The following is a 22,732-nucleotide window of genomic DNA, read 5'->3' on the forward strand; positions in this document are numbered from 1 at the left end:
TAAACCAGGAAACAGAACCTCTGACAATGAATTTACAGCATCACTTTCTTATTGCCATGCCTGCTCTCCAGGATCCCATTTTCCGCCGTTCCGTCGTTTATATCTGTGAATACAATGAAGACGGTGCGATGGGTATCATCATTAATAAGCCTCTGGAAAACCTACAAATCGAAGGCATTCTGGAAAAACTAAAAATCACCACTGAAGAGCGTCTGCCTGAAATCCGTCTTGATAAGCCAGTGATGTTAGGCGGGCCGCTGGCTGAAGATCGCGGTTTTATCCTGCATACGCCGCCGGGTTTCTCTTCCAGCATCCGGATCTCGGATAACACCGTAGTCACCACTTCGCGCGACGTGCTTGAAACACTGGGTACCGCCGAACAGCCTTCGGAAGTGCTGGTTGCGCTGGGCTATGCGTCCTGGGAAAAAGGCCAGCTTGAACAGGAGATCCTGGATAACGCATGGCTGACTGCGCCTGCGGATCTGAACATTCTGTTTAAGACCCCTATCGCCGATCGCTGGCGTGATGCGGCTAAACTTATCGGCATTGATATTCTGACCATGCCGGGCGTAGCGGGGCACGCGTAATGAGCGGTACGCTTTTAGCTTTTGATTTTGGTACCCGCAGTATTGGCGTTGCCGTCGGCCAGCGCATTACCGGCACGGCGCGCCCGCTGACGGCGTTAAAAGCGAACGATGGCACGCCAGACTGGACGCTGATCGAACGCCTGCTCAAAGAGTGGCAACCGGATGACGTTATCGTTGGGCTACCGCTGAATATGGATGGCACCGAACAGCCGCTCACCGCGCGCGCACGTAAGTTCGCCAACAAAATCCACGGCCGCTTTGGGGTATCGGTAAAGCTGCACGACGAACGCCTGAGCACCGTCGAAGCCCGCGCAGGCCTGTTTGAGCACGGCGGTTTCAGGGCGCTCAACAAAGGCAGCGTGGACTCAGCCTCTGCCGTAGTGATCCTCGAAAGCTATTTCGAACAGGGCTACTGAGCTTCTTCTGAATTGCCCGTAAAATCGGGCATTTCCAGCAGCTTAGCGTTGAGTTCCTGTAGCGCCTGAAGACGTGCTTCCACCACATCATCCCCGACATTCCACATCCCGGCAAATGCCAGCGCAGCATGATGCGCACCAACCGGAATCGCCATCGACACTTCCCCATCATCGTGATGCCAGATAACGCGGCCAGTTTTACGCTGCTGCTCAACGTGGGGCGCCAGGTTGCGCCACTGCTCGTCGGTGAAGCGTAATTTCAGCTGTTCGTCGCTCTCTTCTGCCAGCAAGGCCATGCCAATCACGGACTGCCAGGCCGGAAGCATCCGATAACCGGCCAGCGCCTGTGTCGTTTGGCTCCCAGGCACCGAGTGCCAGATATAGATAATCTGATCCTCCCACAGCACGCCGAGCGCGACGACAATATCGCGCGGCGCGTAACGCTCCAGTATGGGCAGGGCACGGGAAAAAAGCGCAGATCCACGAATGGACTGTGCCGCCAGGGCATGAATACCCGGCCCCGGCAGATAGCGGCGGTGTTCGTCCTGCATCGTCAGGCCAATCGAGGCCATTGTCATCAGCAGGCGGTTAGCGCGAGTGGTGTTAATTCCCATCAGACGCGCCAGCTCGCGACACCCAATCGCACGATCGCTGGACACCAGGTATTGCAGACAGCGTATACCGTCAATCAGGCTTTGATTTGGTTGTGATGACATGGTTTCGTTTGCTCAAAAGGTAGAGAGTCGATTCTACCGCTCGCACGGATGGAAACAAGGTCAACCCGACGCAACGACTGACCTTTCGTGAAGCCGCCCCTGCGCTCTGCGCTCAGCAAAGCTTTGGTCAAAATTCTGCATCCCTGCCTGTTGCCCGGTCTGGATAATACCGGGCAACTGCCAGGTTTTGCCCTCGCGGATAAGGTTTGCTGCCGCTGAGGTATTCACCAGCAGTTCGTACAGCGCCACGCGTCCTCCCTGGACGTCCCGACAAAGCTTTTGCGCCAGCACTGCGCGCAGACTACCCGCCAGTTGATTACGCACCGGGTCTTTTTCCTGTGCCGGAAAGGTATCGACCAGGCGCTCTATTGCCTGCGCTGCCCCACGCGTATGCAGCGTTGCCAGTACCAGATGGCCAGTCTCCGCCGCCGTAAGGGCCAGCCTGATCGTTTCGCTGTCGCGAAGCTCCCCTAATAAAATCACGTCAGGATCTTCACGTAATGCGGCGCGAAGCGCCTCTGCAAATGAAGGGCAGTGCTGACCTATCTCCCGCTGATGGATAAGACAGCGATCGCTTTGATAAATAAACTCAACCGGGTCTTCCAGCGTCAAAATGTGTTTATCGTAGTGGCGGTTAAGATGGTCCACCATTGCCGCAAGCGTAGTGGATTTGCCACTTCCGGTTGCTCCCGTCACCAGAATCAGACCGCTGTCTTTGTCCAGCAGTACCGGGAGCGTACGCGGCGCCCCCAGCGCCGAAAGCTGCGGGCAGTTTGCTGGCAAGAGTCTGAGCGTGAGTGAGGTACCGTTAATGTGGCTGAATGCGCTGCCGCGTAAACGCTGCTGGCTGGCGAGCGTCACGGCAAAATCGACCTGCCCGTTTGCCCACCAGGTCCCCTGTTGTTCGTCGTTAAGCCACGTTTTTAATAGCTGCGTAATATCCGGCGGCGGGAATGGCGCAGGTTCAAGAGTACCAGCCCTGCGCCAGCGTGGCGGTGAATCACTGCACAGGTGTAGATCCGACACGTTATGCTTTACACTAAGGGCCACCATTTCTTCCATCACCACACGACTCTCCTTGGAAAATGAACGACATTGCGCATAACCTGGCACAGGTCCGGGACAAAATCTCAGCCGCTGCAACGCGTTGCGGCCGTGCTCCAGAAGAAGTTACGTTACTTGCAGTGAGCAAAACCAAGCCTGCGAGCGCCATCGCAGAAGCGATTACCGCTGGCCATCGCGCGTTTGGTGAAAACTACGTGCAGGAGGGCGTGGACAAAATTCGCTATTTCCAGGAATTGGGAAATAGCGACCTGCAATGGCACTTTATTGGCCCATTGCAGTCGAACAAAAGCCGTCTGGTTGCTGAGCACTTTGACTGGTGTCATACCCTTGACCGCCTGCGGATTGCGACCCGTCTCAACGAGCAACGTCCAGCCGAGCTTGCGCCACTTAACGTGCTGATTCAAATCAATATCAGTGACGAAAACAGCAAGTCAGGCATCGCGCTAAACGAGCTGGATACGTTGGCGGCAGAGGTGGCCGCGCTGCCCGGGTTAACCCTGCGCGGATTAATGGCCATCCCGGCGCCTGAGTCAAGTTACGAAAGGCAGTTTGCCGTGGCACAGCAAATGGCTGTAGCATTTGAGGCGCTTAAAGCGCGCTACTCCACGGTAGACACGCTTTCTCTGGGCATGTCGGACGATATGGAAGCCGCAATTGCGGCAGGCAGCACTATGGTGCGCATTGGCACAGCTATTTTCGGTGCGCGCGATTACCCCCAAAAATAAGGAAACCTGAGGAACGCCATGAAGACGTTGACTTTCCTGCTCTCAACGGTGATTGAACTGTATACGATGGCGCTTTTACTGCGCGTCTGGATGCAGTGGGCGCGTTGTGATTTTTATAATCCCTTCTCGCAGTTTGTTGTGAAAATCACGCAACCTGTAGTGGGGCCGCTGCGCCGTGTGATCCCGGCGATGGGCCCAATTGACAGCGCCTCTTTACTGGTCGCTTTTATACTCAGCGTCATTAAGGCCATCGTGCTGTTTATGGTGGTGACGTTCCAGCCGATTATCTGGATCGCCGCCGTTCTGATTCTGGTCAAAACCATCGGGTTGTTGATCTTCTGGGTCTTGCTGGTGATGGCAATCATGAGCTGGGTGAGCCAGGGCCGTAGTCCGGTGGAATATGCCCTGATTCAGCTTGCCGAGCCGCTGCTGCGCCCGATCCGCAGTCTGTTGCCTTCGATGGGCGGTATCGACTTTTCACCGATGATTCTGGTGTTGCTGTTGTACGTCATCAACATGGGTATCACCGAGCTGCTACAGGCTACGGGCAACATGCTGCTGCCGGGGCTGTGGATGGCGTTATGAGTGCAGTAAGCACCTGCGCCGATGGGCTGGTTTTACGGTTGTATATTCAACCGAAAGCCAGCCGCGATAGTATTGTTGGACTGCATGGCGACGAATTAAAAGTCGCCATCACCGCCCCACCCGTTGATGGCCAGGCGAATGCGCATCTGACCAAATATCTGGCTAAACAGTTTCGCGTTGCTAAAAGTCAGGTCATCATTGAAAAGGGTGAACTTGGGCGCCATAAACAGGTAAAAATCCTCGATCCGCAATCCATCCCGACGGAAGTCGCGGCTCTGAAAGAACAGGAATAAACGATGCAGAAAGTTGTTCTCGCTACCGGTAACGCCGGTAAAGTTCGCGAGCTGGCCTCGCTGTTGAATGATTTTGGTCTGGATGTCGTTGCGCAGACAGAACTGGGCGTAGAGTCCGCTGAAGAGACAGGCCTGACATTTATTGAAAACGCGATCCTGAAAGCGCGCCACGCGGCACAGGTGACCGGCCTGCCCGCCATTGCCGATGACTCTGGCCTGGCTGTTGATTTTCTGGGTGGTGCGCCGGGGATCTATTCCGCGCGTTATTCAGGCGTTGATGCCACTGACCAGCAGAATCTGGAAAAGCTGCTTGTCGCCCTGAAAGATGTTCCTGACGAAAAGCGCCAGGCACAGTTCCACTGCGTGCTGGTGTATATGCGCCATGCGGAAGACCCTACGCCAATCGTCTGCCACGGCAGCTGGCCGGGTGTGATTACCCGCGAAGCGGCAGGCAACGGCGGCTTTGGCTATGACCCGATTTTCTTTGTCCCGACCGAGGGCAAAACCGCTGCGGAACTGACCCGCGAAGAGAAAAGCGCGATTTCCCACCGTGGACGCGCGCTGAAACTGTTACTGGAAGCATTACGTAATGGCTAATTTGCCACCTTTGAGTCTTTATATTCATATCCCGTGGTGCGTGCAGAAATGCCCGTACTGCGATTTCAACTCTCATGCGCTGAAAGGCGAAGTACCGCATGACGATTACGTTGCGCATCTGCTGGCTGACCTGGATGCCGACGTGCCTTACGCACAGGGACGTGAAGTTAAGACCATTTTTATTGGTGGCGGTACGCCGAGCCTGCTGTCAGGCCCGGCAATGCAAACGCTGCTGGATGGCGTGCGAGCGCGCCTCAATCTGGCAGCGGATGCTGAAATTACAATGGAAGCCAACCCCGGAACCGTTGAAGCTGACCGTTTTGTCGAGTATCAGCGTGCGGGTGTGAACCGTATTTCCATCGGCGTACAGAGTTTTAGCGAGCCAAAATTAAAACGTCTGGGACGTATTCACGGCCCGGAAGAAGCAAAACGCGCGGCAAACCTGGCAACAGGCCTGGGTCTTCGCAGTTTTAACCTCGATTTGATGCACGGCCTGCCGGATCAGTCCCTGGAAGAGGCGCTGGACGACCTGCGCCAGGCCATTGCGCTGAACCCGCCGCATCTCTCCTGGTATCAGCTGACCATTGAACCAAACACGCTGTTTGGCTCCCGCCCGCCGGTGCTGCCGGATGACGACGCGCTGTGGGATATCTTTGAGCAGGGGCATCAGTTGCTGACCGCCGCTGGCTATCAGCAGTACGAAACCTCCGCCTATGCGAAGCCAGGCTACCAGTGTCAGCACAACCTGAACTACTGGCGATTTGGTGATTACCTGGGTATTGGCTGCGGTGCGCACGGTAAAGTGACCTTCCCGGACGGGCGCATTCTGCGTACCGCCAAGACGCGTCATCCGCGCGGGTTTATGGAGGGGCGTTACCTGGAGCGCAGTCACGATGTTGAGGCGGCTGATAAACCGTTCGAGTTCTTTATGAACCGCTTCCGCCTGTTGGAAGCCGCGCCGCGTGCGGAGTTTACGCTGTACACCGGGTTGCCGGAGTCGGTTATACGCCCGCAGATTGACGAAGCGCTGGCACAGAAGTATCTCACCGAGTGCGATGATTTCTGGCAGATAACTGAGCATGGAAAACTGTTCTTAAACTCCCTACTCGAGCTGTTCCTCGCCGAAGATCCTGAACGCTGATTCAGGATTTTGCATCCCGTTCTGCCAGCTGATAGAAAGGCTGGCAGAGTGTGGGGATGGATATTATTCGTTCTTATGCAAAACAGCTCAGACACGAGCTCACAATGGAAGAAAAACGGCTCTGGTATTTATTACGTAGCCGTCGCTTCTCTCACTATAAATTCCGTCGGCAACACCCCGTGGGTCATTACATTCTGGATTTTGCCTGTTGCGAAGCACGTCTGGCAATCGAGCTGGATGGTGGGCAACATGATGAAAAGCAGGGATATGATTGGCAAAGAACGATCTGGTTAAATCAACAAGGCTGGCGCGTCATTCGATTCTGGAACAACGAGCTCTGGGATAACGAAGAGGGCGTATTAGAAAATATCCTTGAGACACTGCAAGCACTTCTACCCTCACCCCGGCCCTCTCCCTGAAAGGGAGAGGGAGCAAACCATTCCCTCGCCCCTTTGGGGAGAGGGTCAGGGGTGAGGGGTTTACTTCAGCGTCCCCACCAGCGCCTTACGGCTGTCTTCCAGCGACACCACGCGCTTACACACGTCTTTACCGAACTGCTGGAAATCATCTTCCTGATTCTTCCATTCGTTCTGAATCGAGGTCTGTAGGCCGCCCAGGCTACCTAAAACGCCCTGCAATGGGTTTCCGCCGCCTTTCAGCACGGCTTTGGCGCCCATTTCGTTGATGCTGTCCTGCAAGATACCGCCCATCGCCTGATTCACCAGCTGCTGCCCGTCGGCACGGACCTGATCAATCGCCTTGTAGTGGAACGTCAGGCCATCGGTGCGATGCTCAATAATACGGTTCATCTGCTCTTTCAGCTGTTTGTCCAGCTTGGTCAGGCGAGTACGCATATTGCTGCTCTCACCCACCTCTTTGGTGATGATTTTATCCAGTGCGACACGGCTCTTTTCCACGCGTGTCAGCGCACCTTCATCAATCCACGGCAGTGCGGTACGCAAATCTGCCTGATAATCTTTTGCCTGCTCGCGCTGCGCTGCGCTCAGGTTGTACTGTTTGCCGTTAAACGTTACGTTACCATCCGGCGTAATCACCAGATTGCCGTTTTCGCCTTTAACCTGCACGGTTTGCGGGCTTAATACCACATCGTCGCGCGGCGTCACGCCACATTTGTACTCCGCATGGGCGGTGAATCCGGTTGCCATTAAAGCAACAGCCAGCAACGTTTTGCGCATCATAAAAACTCCCTCAGACAAAATGGGCCAGCTAATGCTGGCCCCTTGATGCTTACTTAGTCCCACCAAATATCGAAAAGTTCGCTGATGCGCACGTCTTCAAATTTGCGGTCTTCAAGCCATTTACGTACTGCTGCCTGATGTTCTTCAGTACATTTACCCACTTCTTGCAGGCAAATCAGGCCTTCCCATGCCAGGTAACCACTGCCGTCAAACGCCAGCTTGTTTGGCTCAATCACGTCGCTGATGAAGGCATCAACGTCCTGATCAATTTGCTCTACGCTTGTACCTTCCGGGAAACGCCATGCAATAGAGAAACCGACTTCCTGGAATTCCTCGATGTGCATTTTTTTACGCAGACGACGGCTACGGTTCTTTGCCATTATTTCACCCTCTCGAACATTAAGTCCCATACACCGTGACCAAGACGATGGCCACGCTGTTCAAATTTCGTCACCGGACGTGAGTCCGGGCGCGGTACATAGTCGTTGCTCTCAGACTGGTTTTTATACCCGTCCAGAGACGACATCACTTCCAGCATATGTTCCGCATAAGGTTCCCAGTCGGTCGCCATGTGGAAGACGCCGCCCAGTTTAAGTTTGCTTTTTACAAGCTCAGCAAACTGCGCCTGAACGATACGGCGTTTATTATGACGTGCTTTGTGCCACGGGTCAGGGAAAAAGAGCTGAACCATGTTCAAAGAATTGTCAGGAATCATTTTGTGCAGCACTTCAACCGCGTCGTGACACATCACGCGCAGGTTTTCTACGCCCTCTTCATGGGCGGTCGCCAGACACGCACCCACGCCCGGCGAGTGAACTTCAATACCGAGGAAGTTCTGCTCCGGGCGCGCTTTGGCCATGGTCACAAGCGACGTGCCCATGCCAAAACCAATCTCAAGCGTAACCGGGGTTTCGCGGCCAAACAGTTCGGCGAAATCAACAGGCTGTTCACTGAACTCAACGCCCATCACCGGCCAGTAGTTGTCCAGCGCATGTTGCTGCCCTTTGGTCAGGCGGCCCTGACGGCGGACAAAGCTGCGAATACGGCGCAGCGGGCGGCCGTTTTCATCAAATTCCGGTGAAATGACGTCGTTTTTCATAAAAGAGTTGTCTGCTTGTGAGAATGTTCGGGAAACGGGCATTATCCAAAGTTAAGGCTTCTATGCAAGCATGGGAAAGATCCGGTTTACAGCAGATTGACGCTGTGCTGCAATCTGCGTCCCTGATTATGTGAATCGATAACCATGCAAGCCTCTCAATTTTCAGCCCAGGTGCTGGACTGGTACGACAAATACGGGCGTAAAACCCTGCCCTGGCAAATTGAAAAAACGCCTTACAAAGTATGGCTCTCCGAAGTGATGTTGCAACAAACGCAGGTCGCTACGGTTATTCCTTACTTTGAGCGTTTTATGGCACGCTTCCCGACGGTGACCGATCTGGCGAATGCTCCGCTGGACGAGGTGCTGCACCTGTGGACGGGGCTTGGCTATTACGCCCGTGCGCGTAACCTGCACAAAGCCGCACAGCAGGTTGCCACCCGCCATCATGGCAAATTCCCTGAAACCTTTGAAGAAGTTGCAGACTTACCCGGTGTTGGGCGCTCAACCGCTGGCGCGATCCTCTCTTTGTCATTAGGCAAACATTTCCCGATCCTCGACGGTAACGTCAAGCGCGTGCTCGCACGCTGTTATGCCGTGGGCGGCTGGCCCGGCAAGAAAGAGGTTGAGAAACGTCTGTGGGAAATCAGCGAAGAGGTTACCCCGGCGAAAGGTGTGGAACGTTTTAATCAGGCAATGATGGATTTGGGCGCGATGGTCTGTACCCGTTCCCGACCTAAGTGCGAACTCTGCCCGGTGAATAATATCTGTGTGGCGTATGCCAACAACAGCTGGGCACAGTACCCGGGCAAAAAACCGAAACAGACGATTCCGGAGCGCACTGGCTACATGTTGCTGATGCAGCAGGGTGATGGCGTATTCCTCGCCCAGCGCCCGCCAAGCGGCCTGTGGGGTGGTCTATACTGCTTCCCACAATTTGAAGATGAAGCATCGCTACGGGAATGGCTTAAGCAGCGTGGGATTGCTGCCGATAACCTCACGCAACAGACCGCGTTTCGCCACACCTTTAGCCATTTCCATCTGGATATTGTGCCAATGTGGCTTCCCGTGTCCTCATTTGCCGCGTGCATGGATGAAGGCCCGGCTCTCTGGTATAACTTAGCGCAACCGCCATCAGTCGGGCTCGCGGCTCCCGTAGAGCGTCTGTTACAGCAATTACGTGCCGGTGCAATGGTTTAGCATCGGCAAGATAAAGAGGAATGAGTATGGCCAGAACCATTTTTTGCACTTTTTTACAGCGCGACGCTGAAGGACAAGACTTTCAGCTCTATCCAGGCGAATTAGGCAAGCGCATCTATAACGAGATCTCCAAAGAAGCCTGGGGACAATGGCAGAAGAAGCAAACCATGCTGATTAACGAGAAAAAACTCAGCATGATGAACCCGGAACACCGCAAGCTGCTGGAACAGGAAATGGTGAACTTCCTGTTCGAAGGTAAAGACGTACACATCGAAGGCTATACGCCACCGGAAAAATAATATTCTGCGGGCTGGTGCCCGGTGGCGCTTTGCTTGCGCGGGCCTACGGTTTTGTAGGCCGGGTAAGCGCAGCGCCACCGGGCAAAAGCAACGACTAAGCAAACACAACACGCACTCCCGGAATGATGAAAAAATTTTTAGCGCTAGCTCTTATTGCGCCGTTGCTTGTGTCTTGTTCATCTAAAAAAGGCGATGATTACAACGAAGCCTGGGTAAAGGACACCAACGGTTTTGACATTTTGATGGGGCAATTTGCCCATAACATCGAAAATATTTGGGGATTTAACGAAGTTCTTATCGCTGGCCCTAAGGACTACGTTAAGTACACCGACGCTTACCAGACCCGTAGCCACATCAATTTTGATGAGGGTACGATCACGGTCGAAACTATCGCGGGCACTGAACCTGCCGCACGCTTACGCCAGGCAATTATCAAGACCCTGCTGATGGGCGATGATCCGGGCTCTATCGACCTCTACTCCGATGCTGACGACATTACTATCTCCAAAGAACCGTTCCTGTACGGTCAGGTTGTCGATCAGACCGGCCAGGCGATCCGCTGGGAAGGCCGCGCCACAAAATTCGCCGACTACCTGCTGCAAACGCGTCTGAAAAGCCGGACTAACGGGCTGCGCATTATTTACAGCGTGACCATCAATCTGGTGCCAAACCACCTTGATAAACGTGCGCATAAATACGTGGGCATGGTGCGTCAGGCGTCGCGGAAATACGGCGTGGATGAGTCGCTGATTCTGGCGATTATGCAGACCGAGTCCTCCTTCAACCCTTACGCCGTAAGCCGTTCTGATGCGTTAGGCCTGATGCAAGTTGTCCAGCACAGCGCCGGGAAAGACGTTTTCCGTTCACAAGGGAAATCGGGTACGCCAAGCCGTAGCTACCTGTTCGATCCGCAAAGCAACATTGACACCGGCACGGCGTATCTGGCGATGCTGAACAATGTCTATCTGGGCGGAATTGATAACCCAACCTCACGTCGCTATGCGGTGATCACCGCGTACAACGGCGGTGCGGGTAGCGTGCTGCGCGTGTTCTCGAGTGACAAAGTGCAGGCGGCAAACATCATCAACAGCATGGCACCGGGTGATGTCTATTCGACGCTGACCTCCCGCCACCCGTCGGCGGAATCTCGTCGTTATCTGTATAAGGTGAATACGGCGCAGAAGAACTACCGTCGCCGCTAGTCCCCTCACCCTGCCCTCTCCCCCAAGGGGAGAGGGTAAAAAGAACCCATCCATACGAAAATGTTATTTGCATCACAATCCAAACTGCAAATTAATGTGGATTGCATTTTTTTGCGGGAGGTAACAAAACATATCGTTGCCTGCTGATAGAATTGCATCAAATACCAACCCTGAATGTTTCTATAACAACATATCTCCCGCTCACTTGTGAGGAAAGTAACATGAACCTTAAGCTGCAGCTTAAAATCTTGTCGTTTCTGCAGTTCTGCCTGTGGGGTAGCTGGCTGACTACACTCGGCTCCTATATGTTTGTGACGCTCAAGTTCGATGGTGCGTCTATCGGTGCCGTTTACAGCTCGCTCGGTATTGCGGCTGTCTTCATGCCAACGCTGCTGGGTATCGTGGCGGACAAATGGTTAAGCGCAAAATGGCTGTACATGCTTTGTCATCTGGTGGGTGCGGGGACGCTGTTTATGGCAGCCGAAGTCACCACGCCTGGCGCGATGTTCATGGTGATCCTGCTTAACTCGCTGGCCTATATGCCAACGCTTGGCCTTATCAACACCATCTCCTACTACCGCCTGAAATCAAACGGTATGGATATCGTGACTGATTTCCCGCCAATCCGTATCTGGGGCACTATCGGCTTTATCATGGCGATGTGGGGCGTGAGCTTCGCGGGCTTCGAACTGAGCCATATGCAGCTCTATATCGGTGCTGCGCTGTCTGTTGTGCTGGCGATCTTCACCCTCACCCTGCCGCACATTCCGGTGTCTAACCAGCAGAAAAACCAGAGCTGGAGCACCATGCTGGGCCTGGATGCATTTGCACTGTTCAAAAACAAACGCATGGCGATTTTCTTTATCTTCTCCATGCTGCTGGGTGCGGAACTGCAAATCACCAACATGTTCGGCAACACCTTCCTGCACAGCTTCGATAACAACCCGCTGTTCTCCGGTAGCTTTATCGTTGAACACGCGTCGGTGATGATGTCTATCTCTCAGATCTCTGAAACGCTGTTCATCCTGACCATCCCGTTCTTCCTGAGCCGCTACGGTATCAAGAACGTGATGCTTATCAGTATCGCGGCCTGGATGTTGCGCTTCGGCCTGTTCGCTTACGGCGACCCAAGCCCGTTCGGCACCGTGCTGCTGGTTCTGTCGATGATTGTTTACGGCTGCGCCTTCGACTTCTTCAACATTTCAGGTTCCGTGTTTGTGGAAAAAGAAGTGAAGCCTGAAATCCGCGCCAGTGCACAGGGTATGTTCCTGATGATGACCAACGGCTTCGGCTGTATTCTGGGTGGTGTGGTGAGCGGTAAAGTGGTTGAGATGTACACCACCAACGGTATCACTAACTGGCAACCAGTGTGGCTCATCTTCGCCGCGTACTCACTGGTACTGTTCTTCGCGTTTATCGCGCTGTTCAAGTACAAGCACGTTCGCGTGCCAGACGGTGCGCAGCCGATTGCGCATTAATTGTGGTGCCCGGTGGCGGCTTCGCCTTACCGGGCCTACAAAAACACAGAGAATAGGCCGGGTAAGCGTTAGTGCCACCCGGCTATTTTATTGCAGAAAGCACCCACCCCACAGACAGCAAATCCGCACTGCCTCCCGGGCTCAGGTTCCGTTCAATCAACGCGTTATCCATTTTAAGCAGCGCGTCACGATCCCAGCCATTGGCGATTAATTCCCGCGCGTAGCCCTGCACGTAGCGCAGCCCGTCGATACCGCCGCGCGATACCAGATTACTGTCCTGATTTATCGCCATCAGGCCTAGCAGCAACTCATGAAGCGAACGCCCGCGCCACTTCGCCAGTGCGTTGCGTACCGTTGAAAAACCGCTTTCGGCCTCACCGCGCGCGCCGGTTAAGCCATACAATCGAAACTGCCGCTCGCCCGCCGTCGCCTGCCCGCTGCGCTCTGTCAGCTCGCGCGCCACCAGCCCACAACAGATGTTACTCACCTCACAGCACAGGCTCTGTGCGCTCACATTTTTCACCCGTCCGGAAGCAAAACAGAGCAGGCCGAGGGCAAAAATCCCGCCTTTGTGGGTGTTCACTCCACCCGTTGCGGTATACATCGCCTGTTCGCAGGCCATGCCCATCGGGCGGATAAGACGCAGCTGTTCTGCCACAGGTTTACCGGCATGGGCATCGCCCAGCGCGGCAAAGCGCGTAAACCACGGCGTAATTGCCGCAATGCTGCGGGCAAACAGGGCGTGGTCCATATCGCGATGGGAACCGTTATTGAGCTTATCCACCAGCCCCGGCTTGGGCGTCAGCTCCAGCTCCTGCCAGAGCGCCTCTTCCGCCAGCCCGGGCACATCGCACTGGCGCGGTTTAGTCGCGAGCAAACCAGTCATCAATCATCTTCTCCACGCGAGCCGTCACCTGTTCAACAGGATGATTTCGCGAACGGGAACAGGCGTGGGCCGGTTCATCACATATCAGGCAACGGCGCATATTCGCGCCTAACGATACCCGTCCAACATGGCCGTTTTGGGGGCAAATCACATCCAGATCCCAGAGCCTGCCGAGCGGATGCGTCTGTTCCAGCTCTGCACAGTGGGCTTTCATTTCCGCCGCCTGATGGGCCACACACCACAGTGCCTCTGGCCCTGTCGGCAGCCACAAAACCTGACGGTCGAGCACCTGCCAGCGGTTCTCCCACAGCAGTTGATCGCACATCTGGAGCGCCACGCCCATCGTATTGCGATAACGCAGGCTGTCTTTGATTTCACCCGGCGTGACCAGAGTGAGCGAAATCACCGGTTGTTGATAGTGCGCAAGCCAGTCAGCCTGGCGTGCTGCGCGACGCTCTTTCGCCGCCAGCAACGCTTCCAGGCTGACACCCGCCTGCACGGGTGTCGCTGTTGTCATGATGACTCCTTCACCTGTCTGACGGTGTCGATCACACTGCCGTCGCGGTAGCGGATCACACCCACAATTTTGTCGGTAAATTCAATCGCTTTTGGCACACCTGTCAGCGAGATAGCCCGCTCGTACAGCGCATCGATATCGACGATTTTCAGCCCGGCCTCAAGCAGACGCTCACGGATCTCCGGGCGCGCCGGGTTGACCGCAATACCGTGGTCAGTGACTAACACATCGATGCTCTCCCCCGGCGTCAGGCGAGTGGTCACGCGCTTCACCACCGTCGGAATACGGCTACGTAACAGCGGCGCTACCACAATCGTCAGGTTCGCCGCCGCGGCAACATCGCAGTGCCCGCCAGATGCCCCGCGCATCACCCCGTCAGAGCCGGTGATCACGTTCACGTTAAAATCGACGTCAATTTCCAGAGCACTAAGGATGACAACGTCAAGCTGGTCACAACATGCGGCTTTGCTGCCGGGGTTGGCGTAGACGTTGGTGGAAATCTCAACGTGATTCGGGTTGTGCGCCAGCGATGCCGCCGCCTGCCCGTCAAAACACTGGGTATCAAGCAGCTTTTCAATCAGCCCTTTTTCGTGCAGATCCACCAGGCTGCCGGTGATCCCGCCGAGCGCAAAGCGTGCTTTCACGCCGCTGCGTTCCATCTTCTCTTCCATAAAGCGCGTGCAGGCGGTGGCCGCCGCGCCGGAACCGGTCTGCATGGAGAAACCCGGTTTGAAATAGCCGGAGTGTTCAATCACATCCGCCGCATAGCGGGCAATCATCAGCTCGCGCGGATTACTGGTCACGCGCGCGGCGCCGACGCTGATTTTGGCCGGGTCGCCCACGCTCTCGACCTGCACGATGTAGTCCACCTGATCCTGCACCAGGCTGGCGGGCATATTGGGGAATGGCACCAGCTCTTCGGCCAGCAGCACCACTTTACGGGCAAAGTGGGCGTCCACCATGGCGTAACCCAGCGAACCGCAGCTCGATTTCCCCTGCGTGCCGTTGGCGTTACCAAATTCATCGCTGCACGGCACGCCGAGGAACGCAACGTCGATATTCAGCTCCCCGTCCTGCAATAATTTGACGCGTCCACCGTGGGAGTGGATTTGCACCGGCTCGTCCATCAGCCCGTGAGAGATGGCATCTGCCAGCTTGCCGCGCATCCCGGAGGTGTAAATACGGCTGATCACCCCGCTTTGAATATATTCAATCAGCGCATCATTACAGGTCATCAGCGAGCTGGAGGCCAGGGTCAGGTTTTTGAAGCCCATCTTCGCCAGCAGGGCCACCACGGTGTTGATCACCCGGTCGCCTTCGCGAAACGCATGGTGAAACGAAATGGTCATGCCGTCCTGCAAGCCGCTGCGTAACACCGCCTCTTCAACGGATGCGCACAGCTTACGGGTATGCTTCTCTTCCGGGCTGTTCAGCCACGGCGTCGCGCTATGGGCGGTATCGAAAGGGGCTAACGCCCGCAGATGGGGAAAATTCACATGGAGAAGTTCTGTCTGATTCATTTTGTAATCCTTAACGACGCACGCCGGAGGCCGCCGCGCGTTCCAGCACCATCTGCGCGTGGTTAATAATCGGGGCATCGACCATTTTGCCGTTGAGCGATACCACGCCCAGGCCGTTACGTTCGCCCTCTTCTGCTGCTTCGATCACCCGTCTGGCGTGATCCACTTCCTGCTGGGTTGGCGCATAGGCATTGTGCAGCAGGTCAATCTGGCGCGGGTTAATCAGCGATTTGCCGTTGAAACCCATCTTGCGGATCAGTTCCACTTCACGCAGGAACCCGGCTTCGTCGTTTACGTCTGACCACACCACATCAAAGGCGTCGATGCCCGCGGCGCGCGCCGCATGCAGCACGGCACAACGGGCGTAGAACAGCTCGGTGCCGTCACCGCGCTCGGTTTGCATGTCCATCACGTAGTCAAAGGCCGCCAGCGCGATACCGATTAAACGCGGGGAGCTGCGGGCAATCGCCACGGCGTTAATGACCCCAATAGCCGATTCAATGGCTGCCATCACGCGGGTAGACCCCACTTCACGCCCGCATTCGCGCTCGATGCGCTCCAGGTGGCCTTCAAGTTCAGCAATATCGTCAGGCGTATCGGTTTTAGGCAGACGGATCACGTCCACACCGGCATGCACGGCGGCTTCCAGATCCAGCAAGCCAAACGGCGTGCTCAGTGGGTTAATACGCACCACGGTTTCGATATCCTGATACATCGGGTGTTGTAGCGCGTGGAAGACCAGCAGGCGCGCGGTGTCTTTCTCGCGTAACGCCACCGCATCCTCAAGGTCGAACATGATGGAGTCAGGACGGTAGATAAACGCCGTTGAGAGCATGGCGGCATTCGCCCCCGGCAGGAACAGCATACTGCGACGGAGTTTGCTCATTTCAGCGCTCCCCAGTTGATGGTTTGTTCTTCTGCGGCGCGCATAATCGCGCTTTGCAGACGGGCGCGGATCACACAGTCCAGCGCCCCTTTATCTTCAACAATGATCAATCCCTGCTGCACGTTCATCGCGCGTAATGTCTCATCGACGACCTGGCGGATCTGTTCGCCAAACTGCTTGATCACTTCACTGTGGATGACAATCTCCAGCTCGCCGTGAGCGGGAGCGATTTTCACCATCAGGTCGCTGGACTCCTGCGTTCCGGCCAGCGCCTCCCTTACAATTTTCATGATAAATTCCTGAGAGTTATGCGACTTCCGCGCGCGCACTGTAGTGCGCTTCGAGATGCGCGAAAGTGGATTCCGGGACAATCTCCCGGATCCGGGTAAACTGCTGTGTCTTGAGTAAACGGCGTACTTCTGAGGCTGAAATGGCGTTGCCGGTGGCTTTTATGCGCGGCATTTCCACCACTTCGATGCGGGAAGAAAGCAGCGCGTGTAGCGTCTGGTTGTACTGACGGGTGATATCGCAAAACGGCTCTGAACCGATAAACCGGTGGGTGATCCCCAGGGCAGGTGCAATGTGATCCCGGAAGATCAACACATCGATTTCACTCCATGCCTGCTGCACTTTGCCGGTATCTTTCAGGAAATAGGCCGGGAAGGTCGCACGAGAGATGATGTACTGCGAGCCTTCATGCACAATCACGTTTGGCAGATGCGCCACACCTGCACGCACCATATCCAGACGTGCGCTGAACGGGAAGAATGACGCGTCTTCGCGCACCACAAACAGATGTAACACATCACACTGCTGCGCGGCCTGCTCCACCAGATGACGGTGGCCAAGCGTGAACGGGTTAGCGTTCATCACAATCGCCCCCACCTTCTCGCCACACTTGCGCTTAGCGCTAAGCGCACGGCAGTAACGCTCAATACCCTGCGGCGTGTTCTCCATTAACACGGCGTTGTTACCGCTCTGGGCAATGGGCCAGAAGCCACTGCGGGAAAAGCGCTCTTTATTGCACGGACGCGTGCACAGAAAGAGATGAAAGTGACCGCGTGCCAGCGCCGCGTTCTCCACTTCTGCCAGTAACCGCGCGCTTAAGTTCTCGCCACGAAGCTGCTCGTTTACCGCCACGCATTTGATGACGTTACCGGCAAGGCCTGCACAACCCACCAGCTGCATTCCGGCCCAGGCCTCAACGAACAGCGTAATGTCGTTGTCCAGGCCAAGACCGCTGTCTGCCAGTAAATAACGGATCTGGCTTAAGCGTTCCGGGTGTTTCGCTACGTCTGTCAGACGAAAATCGATAGTGGGTTGCGATTGCATACTGCCGCCTTACTTAATGTGCTGCCGCAAGCGTGGTTGCTGGCGCTTCCATGATCACGTTACTCAGATGGCCGATATGTTCGATCTCCACCTCAATGCGATCCCCCTCTTTCATAAACAGCGGTGGGTTGCGCTTTTTACCTACGCCACCCGGTGAACCGGTGATGATCACATCGCCCGGGCTCAGTCGGGTGAAGGTGCTGATGTACTCGATCAGTTCCGCGACCTTGTGGATCATGCTGCTGGTGTTGTCTTCCTGCACCATGCGGCCATTCAGCCAGGTGCGGATCGCTAACTGGTGCGGGTCCGGGATTTCATCCGCCGTGGCCATCCACGGACCGAACGCTCCGGTCTGACGCCAGTTCTTCCCGGCGGTAAACCAGGTGTGCTGCCAGTCGCGGGCTGAACCGTCCATGTAGCAGCTGTAACCAGCCACGTGGCGCAGGGCATCGTCGCGGCTGATGTTCTCTCCACCTTTGCCGATGATCACCGCCAGCTCGCCTTCATAATCGAACTCGCTGGAGTGGCGTGGTTTCAGCACCGGCTCGTTGTGGCCGGTCTGGGAATCCGGGAAGCGGACAAACAGCGTTGGCGCCGGGTTGTGCTGGTCGAACTCCTTGCGCTTGTCGGCATAGTTCATGCCCACACAGAGGATTTTTTCCGGCTGCTCAATCACCGGTAAAAAGGTGATGGCGCTCATCGGCACATCCACAGCATCGTTGAGATAACGGGTGGCCTGTGCCAGCCCGTTGCCCTGCAGCAGTGCTTTGAGGTCGCTGTAGCGGTCGCCCAGACGGCGACCTAAATCAATCACACCTTCGGCCTGCACGATGCCGTAGCTGCGTTTACCCTGGTATAAAAAGCTTGCGAGTTTCATTGTTCTTTCCTGAAAACTTAAACGAGGAAGTTGCCCAGAATCAGCAGTGAGACGGAGACGTTAATCGCACCGCCAATACGGGTAGCAATCTGAGCGAATGGCATCAGGCTCATGCGGTTGCCTGCGGTCAGGATCGCTACGTCACCGGTACCGCCCTGGCCGCTCTGGCAGCAAGAGACGATGGCGACATCAATCGGGTGCATCCCAATCTTTTTACCGACGAAGAAGCCGGTTGCGACCAGCGCAGAGACGGTGCTCACAATCACCAGCAGGTTGCTGATGGTGAACGCAGCCACCAGTTCGTGCCACGGGGTGATAGCCACACCGACGGCAAAGAGGATTGGATAGGTCACAGAGGTCTGGAAGAATTTGTACACCACCTGAGAGCCTTCAAGCAGACGCGGGGACGCGCCGTTGCAGAGCTTCACCAGTACCGCCATAAACAACATGCCAACCGGCGCAGGCAGGCCAATCAGCTTGTGGCCGAGCATCCCGAGCATGTACAGCAGTACCGCCAGCAGCGCGCCAGAGGCAATTGTGGTGACATCGGCTTTGCCAGAGAACGCAGGCTGAGTCACGGTTGCATCGGCATTGGCGCGGTTTGGCATCAGCTGGCCTTCACCGGTCAGATGCGGGTAGCGTTTACCGAGTTGGTTCAGGCAGCCAGAGATAATGATTGCCGTCAGACCACCGAGCATCACCATCGGCAGCACGCGGCCGAGCGCAACGCCCTGGTCCATATGCAGCAAGGTGGCATAACCAATCGAGAGTGGAATAGCCCCTTCGCCTACGCCGCCCGCCATGATTGGCAGAATAATGAAGAAGAAGATCTGGAACGGCTCAAGACCCAGCGCCAGGCCAACGCCCATCCCGACAATCATGCCGACGATTTCACCGCACAGCATCGGGAAGAAGATGCGCAGGAAGCCCTGGATCAGCACCGTGCGGTTCATACTCATGATGCTGCCGACAATAATGCAGCAGATGTAGAGATAGAGAATGTTGGTAGATTTGTAGAACTTGGTTGTGGATTCGACCACCACATCCGGCAGCAGACCATAATAGACCAGCGCAGACGGGATAAAGGTGGCGCAAATCGCCGCCGCACCGAGCTTGCCGATAATCGGCAGGCGTTTGCCAAATTCACCGCAGGCAAAGCCGAAAAACGCCAGTGTCGCCACCATCACCACGATGTCGCTTGGCAGTTTTCCGCCCAGACAGTCAATGGCAATCAGCGCGCCCGCCAGGATAAACAGCGGCAGAGGAATAATCCCGACTTTCCAGGTATCCATAATATGCCACCAGCGCTCCTTGAGCGATGGCCGCTGAATATCAATCGGGTCGTGGGTAACAGAGAAAGAGTCGTCAGTTGTGCTCATAATAAGCCCCTTGGTTATTTTGTGCGTTCAGCTTAAAGTCACAAAGGCTTACTTTATGTGAGGAATGACATATTAAAACCGAAGTTTTAATGGCAGCTATGGTTTTAATGGTTTCTTTTATTTAGTGTGATTTATGCCTTATTAATCGCCGTGGTTTTTATGGTTTCTTTTCTAAATTGAACAAACAAATAACATTTATGAATTTCGTTTCAGGGCGATAATGCTTTCAGATAAATCTTTTACAGGCCGTGCTGTGCAAGGGATCACAAGTTTTCGGCAAACCGGGGGCTGGCGCGAGAAAAGATGATATATTGGCGCTTCTCATTGATACCCTGCGTGATAGTTATGAAAGTATCGTTTCAGATTAAGCTGTTTATTTCGCTGGTGGCCTTTTTCTCAGTGCTATTTACTTTACTGGGGGGATATTATTATGTCGATGTTGGCAGACAGCTTTATCAGGAAATGAGTGCGCGCGCTAAAATACAAGCAGAAGAAATTGCGCTTATTCCGACTTTACGCAAAGAAGTCGAACAAAAAGATATCAAGTCAATCCATGACTTTATGCAAAAAATAGCCGCCCACAGTGATGCCAGTTTTATTGTGATTGGCGATAACAAAGGGCAGCATCTGTTCCATTCCGTGTTTGCTGACCGGGTAGGTACAACGCTTGTCGGCGGCGATAACGAAGAAGTGCTGCAGGGGAAAAGCACCACCACCATTCGCAAAGGCGGGCTGGGCATTTCTCTGCGCAGCAAAGCGCCCATCTTTAACGATGCCGGTCAGGTGGTGGGGATTGTTTCGGTGGGGTATCTCACCAGCTATCTCGACACCATTACCGTGAATAAGGTCGTCAATATTCTGATTGCCGCAGTACTGCTGCTTATCGCCCTGTTTATCTTCTCGTGGTTTTTCACCCGCAGTATAAAGAAGCAGATCTTCTCCCTCGAGCCACGCGAAATCGGCCTGCTGGTGCGCCAGCAAAAAGCGATGATGGAATCTATTTATGAAGGGGTGATCGCCATTGATGACGACCTGCGCATTGAAGTGATCAACCAGGCGGCCAGAAAGTTGCTGGGGTTAAGCCAGCCCGCACGTGAACTGCGCGGCCAGCTGATTAGCCAGGTTATCGATCCTGTTCCCTTCTTCGCCCCACAAACCATGCTGGCGAAAGACACCCACGATGAGATCTGCCGCTTTAACGATCTCACCGTAATCGCCAGCCGGGTCCGCATCATGCTGGAAAATTCGCTTCAGGGATGGGTGATCACCTTCCGCGATCGCAATGAGATAGACACCCTGAGCGCCCAGCTCAGCCAGGTAAAACGCTATGTCGATAACCTGCGCATTATGCGCCATGAGCAACTTAACCGCATGACCACGCTCTCAGGCCTGCTGCATATGGGCCGTTATGAAGAAGCCATTGGCTACATTCAGGCGCAATCGGAACACGCTCAGGAGCTGCTGGACTTTATTTCATCCCGCTTTAGCTCACCCACGCTGTGCGGCCTGCTGCTGGGCAAAACGGCCCGCGCGCGTGAAAAAGGGGTCGAGCTGAATTTCGATCCGACCTGTAGGATGGACACCGTGTTCCAGCCCCTGCACGAAGCCGAGCTGATCTCAATCATTGGTAATTTGCTGGATAACGCCATCGAAGCAACGCAACGTTCTGCGCTGCCACACGCACCGGTGGAGGTGTTGATCAAACTGAATGAACAGGAACTGATCATTGAAGTTGCCGATCAGGGTGTGGGTATCACACCGGAGATCCGCGAGCGGATTTTTGAGCGCGGCATCACCACCAAAACACGCGGCGATCATGGTATTGGCCTGTACCTGATCGAAAGCTATGTCACGCAGGCTGGCGGCTCGATAGAAGTTGCCGATAACATGCCGCGTGGCGCAATTTTCTCATTGTTTATTCCCGCCACGGGAGCCGCCCGGCGTTCCGTACAGGAACTGGAAGATACCGATTATGCAACATGAACTTATCGACGTACTGATTGTTGAAGACGAGAGCGCGCTGGCACAACTCCACGCCGAGCTAATCAGCAAACACCCGCGCCTGCGTCTGGTGGGTATTGCATCGTCCCTGGCTGACGCGCAAATGCAGCTCGAAAGCAAACAGCCGCAGCTGATGCTGCTGGATAACTATCTGCCCGATGGCAAAGGGATCACGCTTATCAGCAACCCGATGCTGACCCGCGCCAACTGCTCGGTAATTTTCATCACAGCCGCAAGCGACATGGACACGTGCAGCCAGGCTATTCGCAATGGCGCGTTTGATTACATTCTAAAACCTGTCTCCTGGAAAAGGCTCAGCCAGTCGCTTGAACGCTTTGTGCAGTTCGCCGAACAGCAGCGGGTCTGGAAGATTGTCGATCAGCAGAACGTTGATTCGCTGTATCAGCTCCAGGCCAAAAACTATCGCCAGGATAATGGCAGTAAAGGCATTGAAGAGAACACGCTGGCGCTGGTGCAGACCCTGTTTAACCAAAAATCAGCCCACTTTTTTTCCGTTGACGAGGTGGTGACCGAGACGGGATTGAGTAAAACGACAACCCGGCGCTATCTGGAGCACTGCGTGGAAGCGGGGTTTTTGAGTGTGGAAATGTTATACGGGAAAATTGGGCATCCGAGGAGGATGTACAAGCGTAGTACGGCTTAACTCCCCTCACCCCGGCCCTCTCCCCAAGGGGCGAGGGTGAAAAGACGGCCCCGTGCAATCCCCTCTCCCCT

Annotated in this window: 27 protein-coding genes; 14 read left to right on the forward strand and 13 right to left on the reverse strand. The window is 55.0% G+C overall.

The features are described from left to right. The first annotated feature begins 26 nt into the window (after window positions 1-26). Both M987_RS01600 and ruvX read left to right on the forward strand, forming a co-directional pair. Window positions 27-587, forward strand: a complete 561-nt coding sequence (locus M987_RS01600; RefSeq protein WP_014071695.1) for a YqgE/AlgH family protein — start codon at window positions 27-29, stop codon at window positions 585-587. Further along, entirely contained in the window at window positions 587-1,003 is a 417-nt protein-coding gene (gene ruvX, locus M987_RS01605; RefSeq protein ID WP_014071696.1) for a Holliday junction resolvase RuvX, read from the forward strand. Before M987_RS01600 ends, ruvX begins: the two co-directional genes overlap by 1 nt. Here the strand turns inward: ruvX and M987_RS01610 are convergent. Then, a complete protein-coding gene (locus tag M987_RS01610; RefSeq protein ID WP_014071697.1) occupies window positions 997-1,719 on the reverse strand; it encodes an IclR family transcriptional regulator in 723 nt (240 codons plus the stop codon). The genes ruvX and M987_RS01610 overlap by 7 nt on opposite strands. Window positions 1,720-1,779: 60 nt before the next feature. Then, a complete protein-coding gene (locus M987_RS01615) occupies window positions 1,780-2,787 on the reverse strand; it encodes a type IV pilus twitching motility protein PilT (protein WP_041162122.1) in 1,008 nt (335 codons plus the stop codon). Between the two features lie 17 nt (window positions 2,788-2,804). Here M987_RS01615 and M987_RS01620 point away from each other — a divergent pair, with 17 nt between their 5' ends. The 6 genes from M987_RS01620 to M987_RS01645 are packed head-to-tail and all read left to right on the forward strand — an operon-like array spanning window position 2,805 to window position 6,544. Beyond that, a complete protein-coding gene (locus M987_RS01620) occupies window positions 2,805-3,509 on the forward strand; it encodes a YggS family pyridoxal phosphate-dependent enzyme (RefSeq protein WP_014071699.1) in 705 nt (234 codons plus the stop codon). 18 nt (window positions 3,510-3,527) lie between these two features. Beyond that, on the forward strand, window positions 3,528-4,094 hold the full coding sequence (locus M987_RS01625; protein ID WP_014071700.1) for a YggT family protein: 567 nt from the start codon (window positions 3,528-3,530) through the stop codon (window positions 4,092-4,094). Then, window positions 4,091-4,387, forward strand: a complete 297-nt coding sequence (yggU, locus tag M987_RS01630; RefSeq protein WP_014071701.1) for a DUF167 family protein YggU — start codon at window positions 4,091-4,093, stop codon at window positions 4,385-4,387. The genes M987_RS01625 and yggU overlap by 4 nt, the downstream gene beginning before the upstream one ends. A gap of 3 nt (window positions 4,388-4,390) precedes the next feature. Further along, the gene (locus M987_RS01635; RefSeq protein WP_014071702.1) at window positions 4,391-4,984 is read left to right on the forward strand and encodes an XTP/dITP diphosphatase; all 594 of its coding nucleotides are present in this window, start codon (window positions 4,391-4,393) and stop codon (window positions 4,982-4,984) included. Further along, window positions 4,977-6,125, forward strand: a complete 1,149-nt coding sequence (hemW, locus tag M987_RS01640) for a radical SAM family heme chaperone HemW (protein WP_014071703.1) — start codon at window positions 4,977-4,979, stop codon at window positions 6,123-6,125. Before M987_RS01635 ends, hemW begins: the two co-directional genes overlap by 8 nt. 56 nt (window positions 6,126-6,181) lie before the next feature. Beyond that, window positions 6,182-6,544, forward strand: coding sequence for an endonuclease domain-containing protein (locus tag M987_RS01645; protein ID WP_014071704.1), 363 nt, complete (start codon window positions 6,182-6,184; stop codon window positions 6,542-6,544). A gap of 60 nt (window positions 6,545-6,604) precedes the next feature. Here the strand turns inward: M987_RS01645 and M987_RS01650 are convergent, their stop codons facing one another. Genes M987_RS01650 through trmB form a run of 3 tightly spaced genes read right to left on the reverse strand, consistent with a single transcriptional unit; the run spans window position 6,605 to window position 8,423 of the window. Next, entirely contained in the window at window positions 6,605-7,324 is a 720-nt protein-coding gene (locus tag M987_RS01650; RefSeq protein ID WP_014071705.1) for a YggN family protein, read from the reverse strand. Between the two features lie 53 nt (window positions 7,325-7,377). Next, on the reverse strand, window positions 7,378-7,704 hold the full coding sequence (locus M987_RS01655) for a YggL family protein (RefSeq protein ID WP_014071706.1): 327 nt from the start codon (window positions 7,702-7,704) through the stop codon (window positions 7,378-7,380). Beyond that, window positions 7,704-8,423 carry a tRNA (guanosine(46)-N7)-methyltransferase TrmB gene (gene trmB, locus M987_RS01660; protein WP_014071707.1) on the reverse strand — a complete coding sequence of 240 codons (720 nt, stop codon included), beginning with the start codon at window positions 8,421-8,423 and terminating at the stop codon, window positions 7,704-7,706. The genes M987_RS01655 and trmB overlap by 1 nt, the downstream gene beginning before the upstream one ends. A 144-nt stretch (window positions 8,424-8,567) precedes the next feature. On the opposite strand from trmB, the gene mutY reads away from it, so the two are divergent. The 4 genes from mutY (at window position 8,568) to M987_RS01680 (ending at window position 12,599) form a co-directional block, all read left to right on the forward strand. Next, window positions 8,568-9,620, forward strand: coding sequence for an A/G-specific adenine glycosylase (gene mutY, locus M987_RS01665; RefSeq protein WP_014071708.1), 1,053 nt, complete (start codon window positions 8,568-8,570; stop codon window positions 9,618-9,620). A gap of 26 nt (window positions 9,621-9,646) precedes the next feature. Beyond that, window positions 9,647-9,919, forward strand: coding sequence for an oxidative damage protection protein (locus tag M987_RS01670; protein ID WP_013098674.1), 273 nt, complete (start codon window positions 9,647-9,649; stop codon window positions 9,917-9,919). A 125-nt stretch (window positions 9,920-10,044) separates the two neighbouring features. Further along, window positions 10,045-11,121 carry a membrane-bound lytic murein transglycosylase MltC gene (gene mltC / locus M987_RS01675; RefSeq protein ID WP_041162124.1) on the forward strand — a complete coding sequence of 359 codons (1,077 nt, stop codon included), beginning with the start codon at window positions 10,045-10,047 and terminating at the stop codon, window positions 11,119-11,121. Window positions 11,122-11,342: 221 nt separating this feature from the next. Then, window positions 11,343-12,599 (forward strand): nucleoside permease, encoded by a 1,257-nt coding sequence (locus M987_RS01680; protein WP_014071710.1) that lies wholly within the window; start codon window positions 11,343-11,345, stop codon window positions 12,597-12,599. 82 nt (window positions 12,600-12,681) lie between these two features. Here the strand turns inward: M987_RS01680 and citG are convergent, their stop codons facing one another. Genes citG through M987_RS01720 form a run of 8 tightly spaced genes read right to left on the reverse strand, consistent with a single transcriptional unit; the run spans window position 12,682 to window position 19,996 of the window. Beyond that, a complete protein-coding gene (gene citG / locus M987_RS01685) occupies window positions 12,682-13,485 on the reverse strand; it encodes a triphosphoribosyl-dephospho-CoA synthase CitG (protein ID WP_014071711.1) in 804 nt (267 codons plus the stop codon). Further along, a complete protein-coding gene (gene citX, locus M987_RS01690; protein WP_014071712.1) occupies window positions 13,463-14,002 on the reverse strand; it encodes a citrate lyase holo-[acyl-carrier protein] synthase in 540 nt (179 codons plus the stop codon). Before citX ends, citG begins: the two co-directional genes overlap by 23 nt. Continuing rightward, window positions 13,999-15,522 carry a citrate lyase subunit alpha gene (gene citF / locus M987_RS01695; RefSeq protein ID WP_014071713.1) on the reverse strand — a complete coding sequence of 508 codons (1,524 nt, stop codon included), beginning with the start codon at window positions 15,520-15,522 and terminating at the stop codon, window positions 13,999-14,001. The genes citX and citF overlap by 4 nt, the downstream gene beginning before the upstream one ends. 10 nt (window positions 15,523-15,532) lie before the next feature. Beyond that, window positions 15,533-16,408, reverse strand: a complete 876-nt coding sequence (gene citE / locus M987_RS01700) for a citrate (pro-3S)-lyase subunit beta (protein WP_014071714.1) — start codon at window positions 16,406-16,408, stop codon at window positions 15,533-15,535. Beyond that, window positions 16,405-16,698 (reverse strand): citrate lyase acyl carrier protein, encoded by a 294-nt coding sequence (gene citD, locus M987_RS01705; RefSeq protein WP_014071715.1) that lies wholly within the window; start codon window positions 16,696-16,698, stop codon window positions 16,405-16,407. Before citD ends, citE begins: the two co-directional genes overlap by 4 nt. 16 nt (window positions 16,699-16,714) lie before the next feature. Beyond that, window positions 16,715-17,740, reverse strand: a complete 1,026-nt coding sequence (citC, locus tag M987_RS01710) for a [citrate (pro-3S)-lyase] ligase (RefSeq protein WP_014071716.1) — start codon at window positions 17,738-17,740, stop codon at window positions 16,715-16,717. 13 nt (window positions 17,741-17,753) lie between these two features. After that, entirely contained in the window at window positions 17,754-18,617 is an 864-nt protein-coding gene (locus M987_RS01715) for a fumarylacetoacetate hydrolase family protein (protein WP_014071717.1), read from the reverse strand. Between the two features lie 17 nt (window positions 18,618-18,634). After that, window positions 18,635-19,996, reverse strand: a complete 1,362-nt coding sequence (locus M987_RS01720) for a 2-hydroxycarboxylate transporter family protein (RefSeq protein WP_014071718.1) — start codon at window positions 19,994-19,996, stop codon at window positions 18,635-18,637. A gap of 345 nt (window positions 19,997-20,341) precedes the next feature. Between M987_RS01720 and M987_RS01725 the strand changes: the two genes are divergently transcribed. Both M987_RS01725 and M987_RS01730 read left to right on the forward strand, forming a co-directional pair. Further along, window positions 20,342-21,979, forward strand: coding sequence for an ATP-binding protein (locus M987_RS01725; RefSeq protein WP_041162125.1), 1,638 nt, complete (start codon window positions 20,342-20,344; stop codon window positions 21,977-21,979). Next, on the forward strand, window positions 21,969-22,661 hold the full coding sequence (locus tag M987_RS01730; RefSeq protein WP_014071720.1) for a response regulator: 693 nt from the start codon (window positions 21,969-21,971) through the stop codon (window positions 22,659-22,661). The genes M987_RS01725 and M987_RS01730 overlap by 11 nt, the downstream gene beginning before the upstream one ends. The last annotated feature ends 71 nt before the right edge of the window (window positions 22,662-22,732 follow it).

It is taken from the genome of Enterobacter soli ATCC BAA-2102 (genome assembly GCF_001654845.1).
GTDB classification, from domain to species: domain Bacteria; phylum Pseudomonadota; class Gammaproteobacteria; order Enterobacterales; family Enterobacteriaceae; genus Enterobacter; species Enterobacter soli.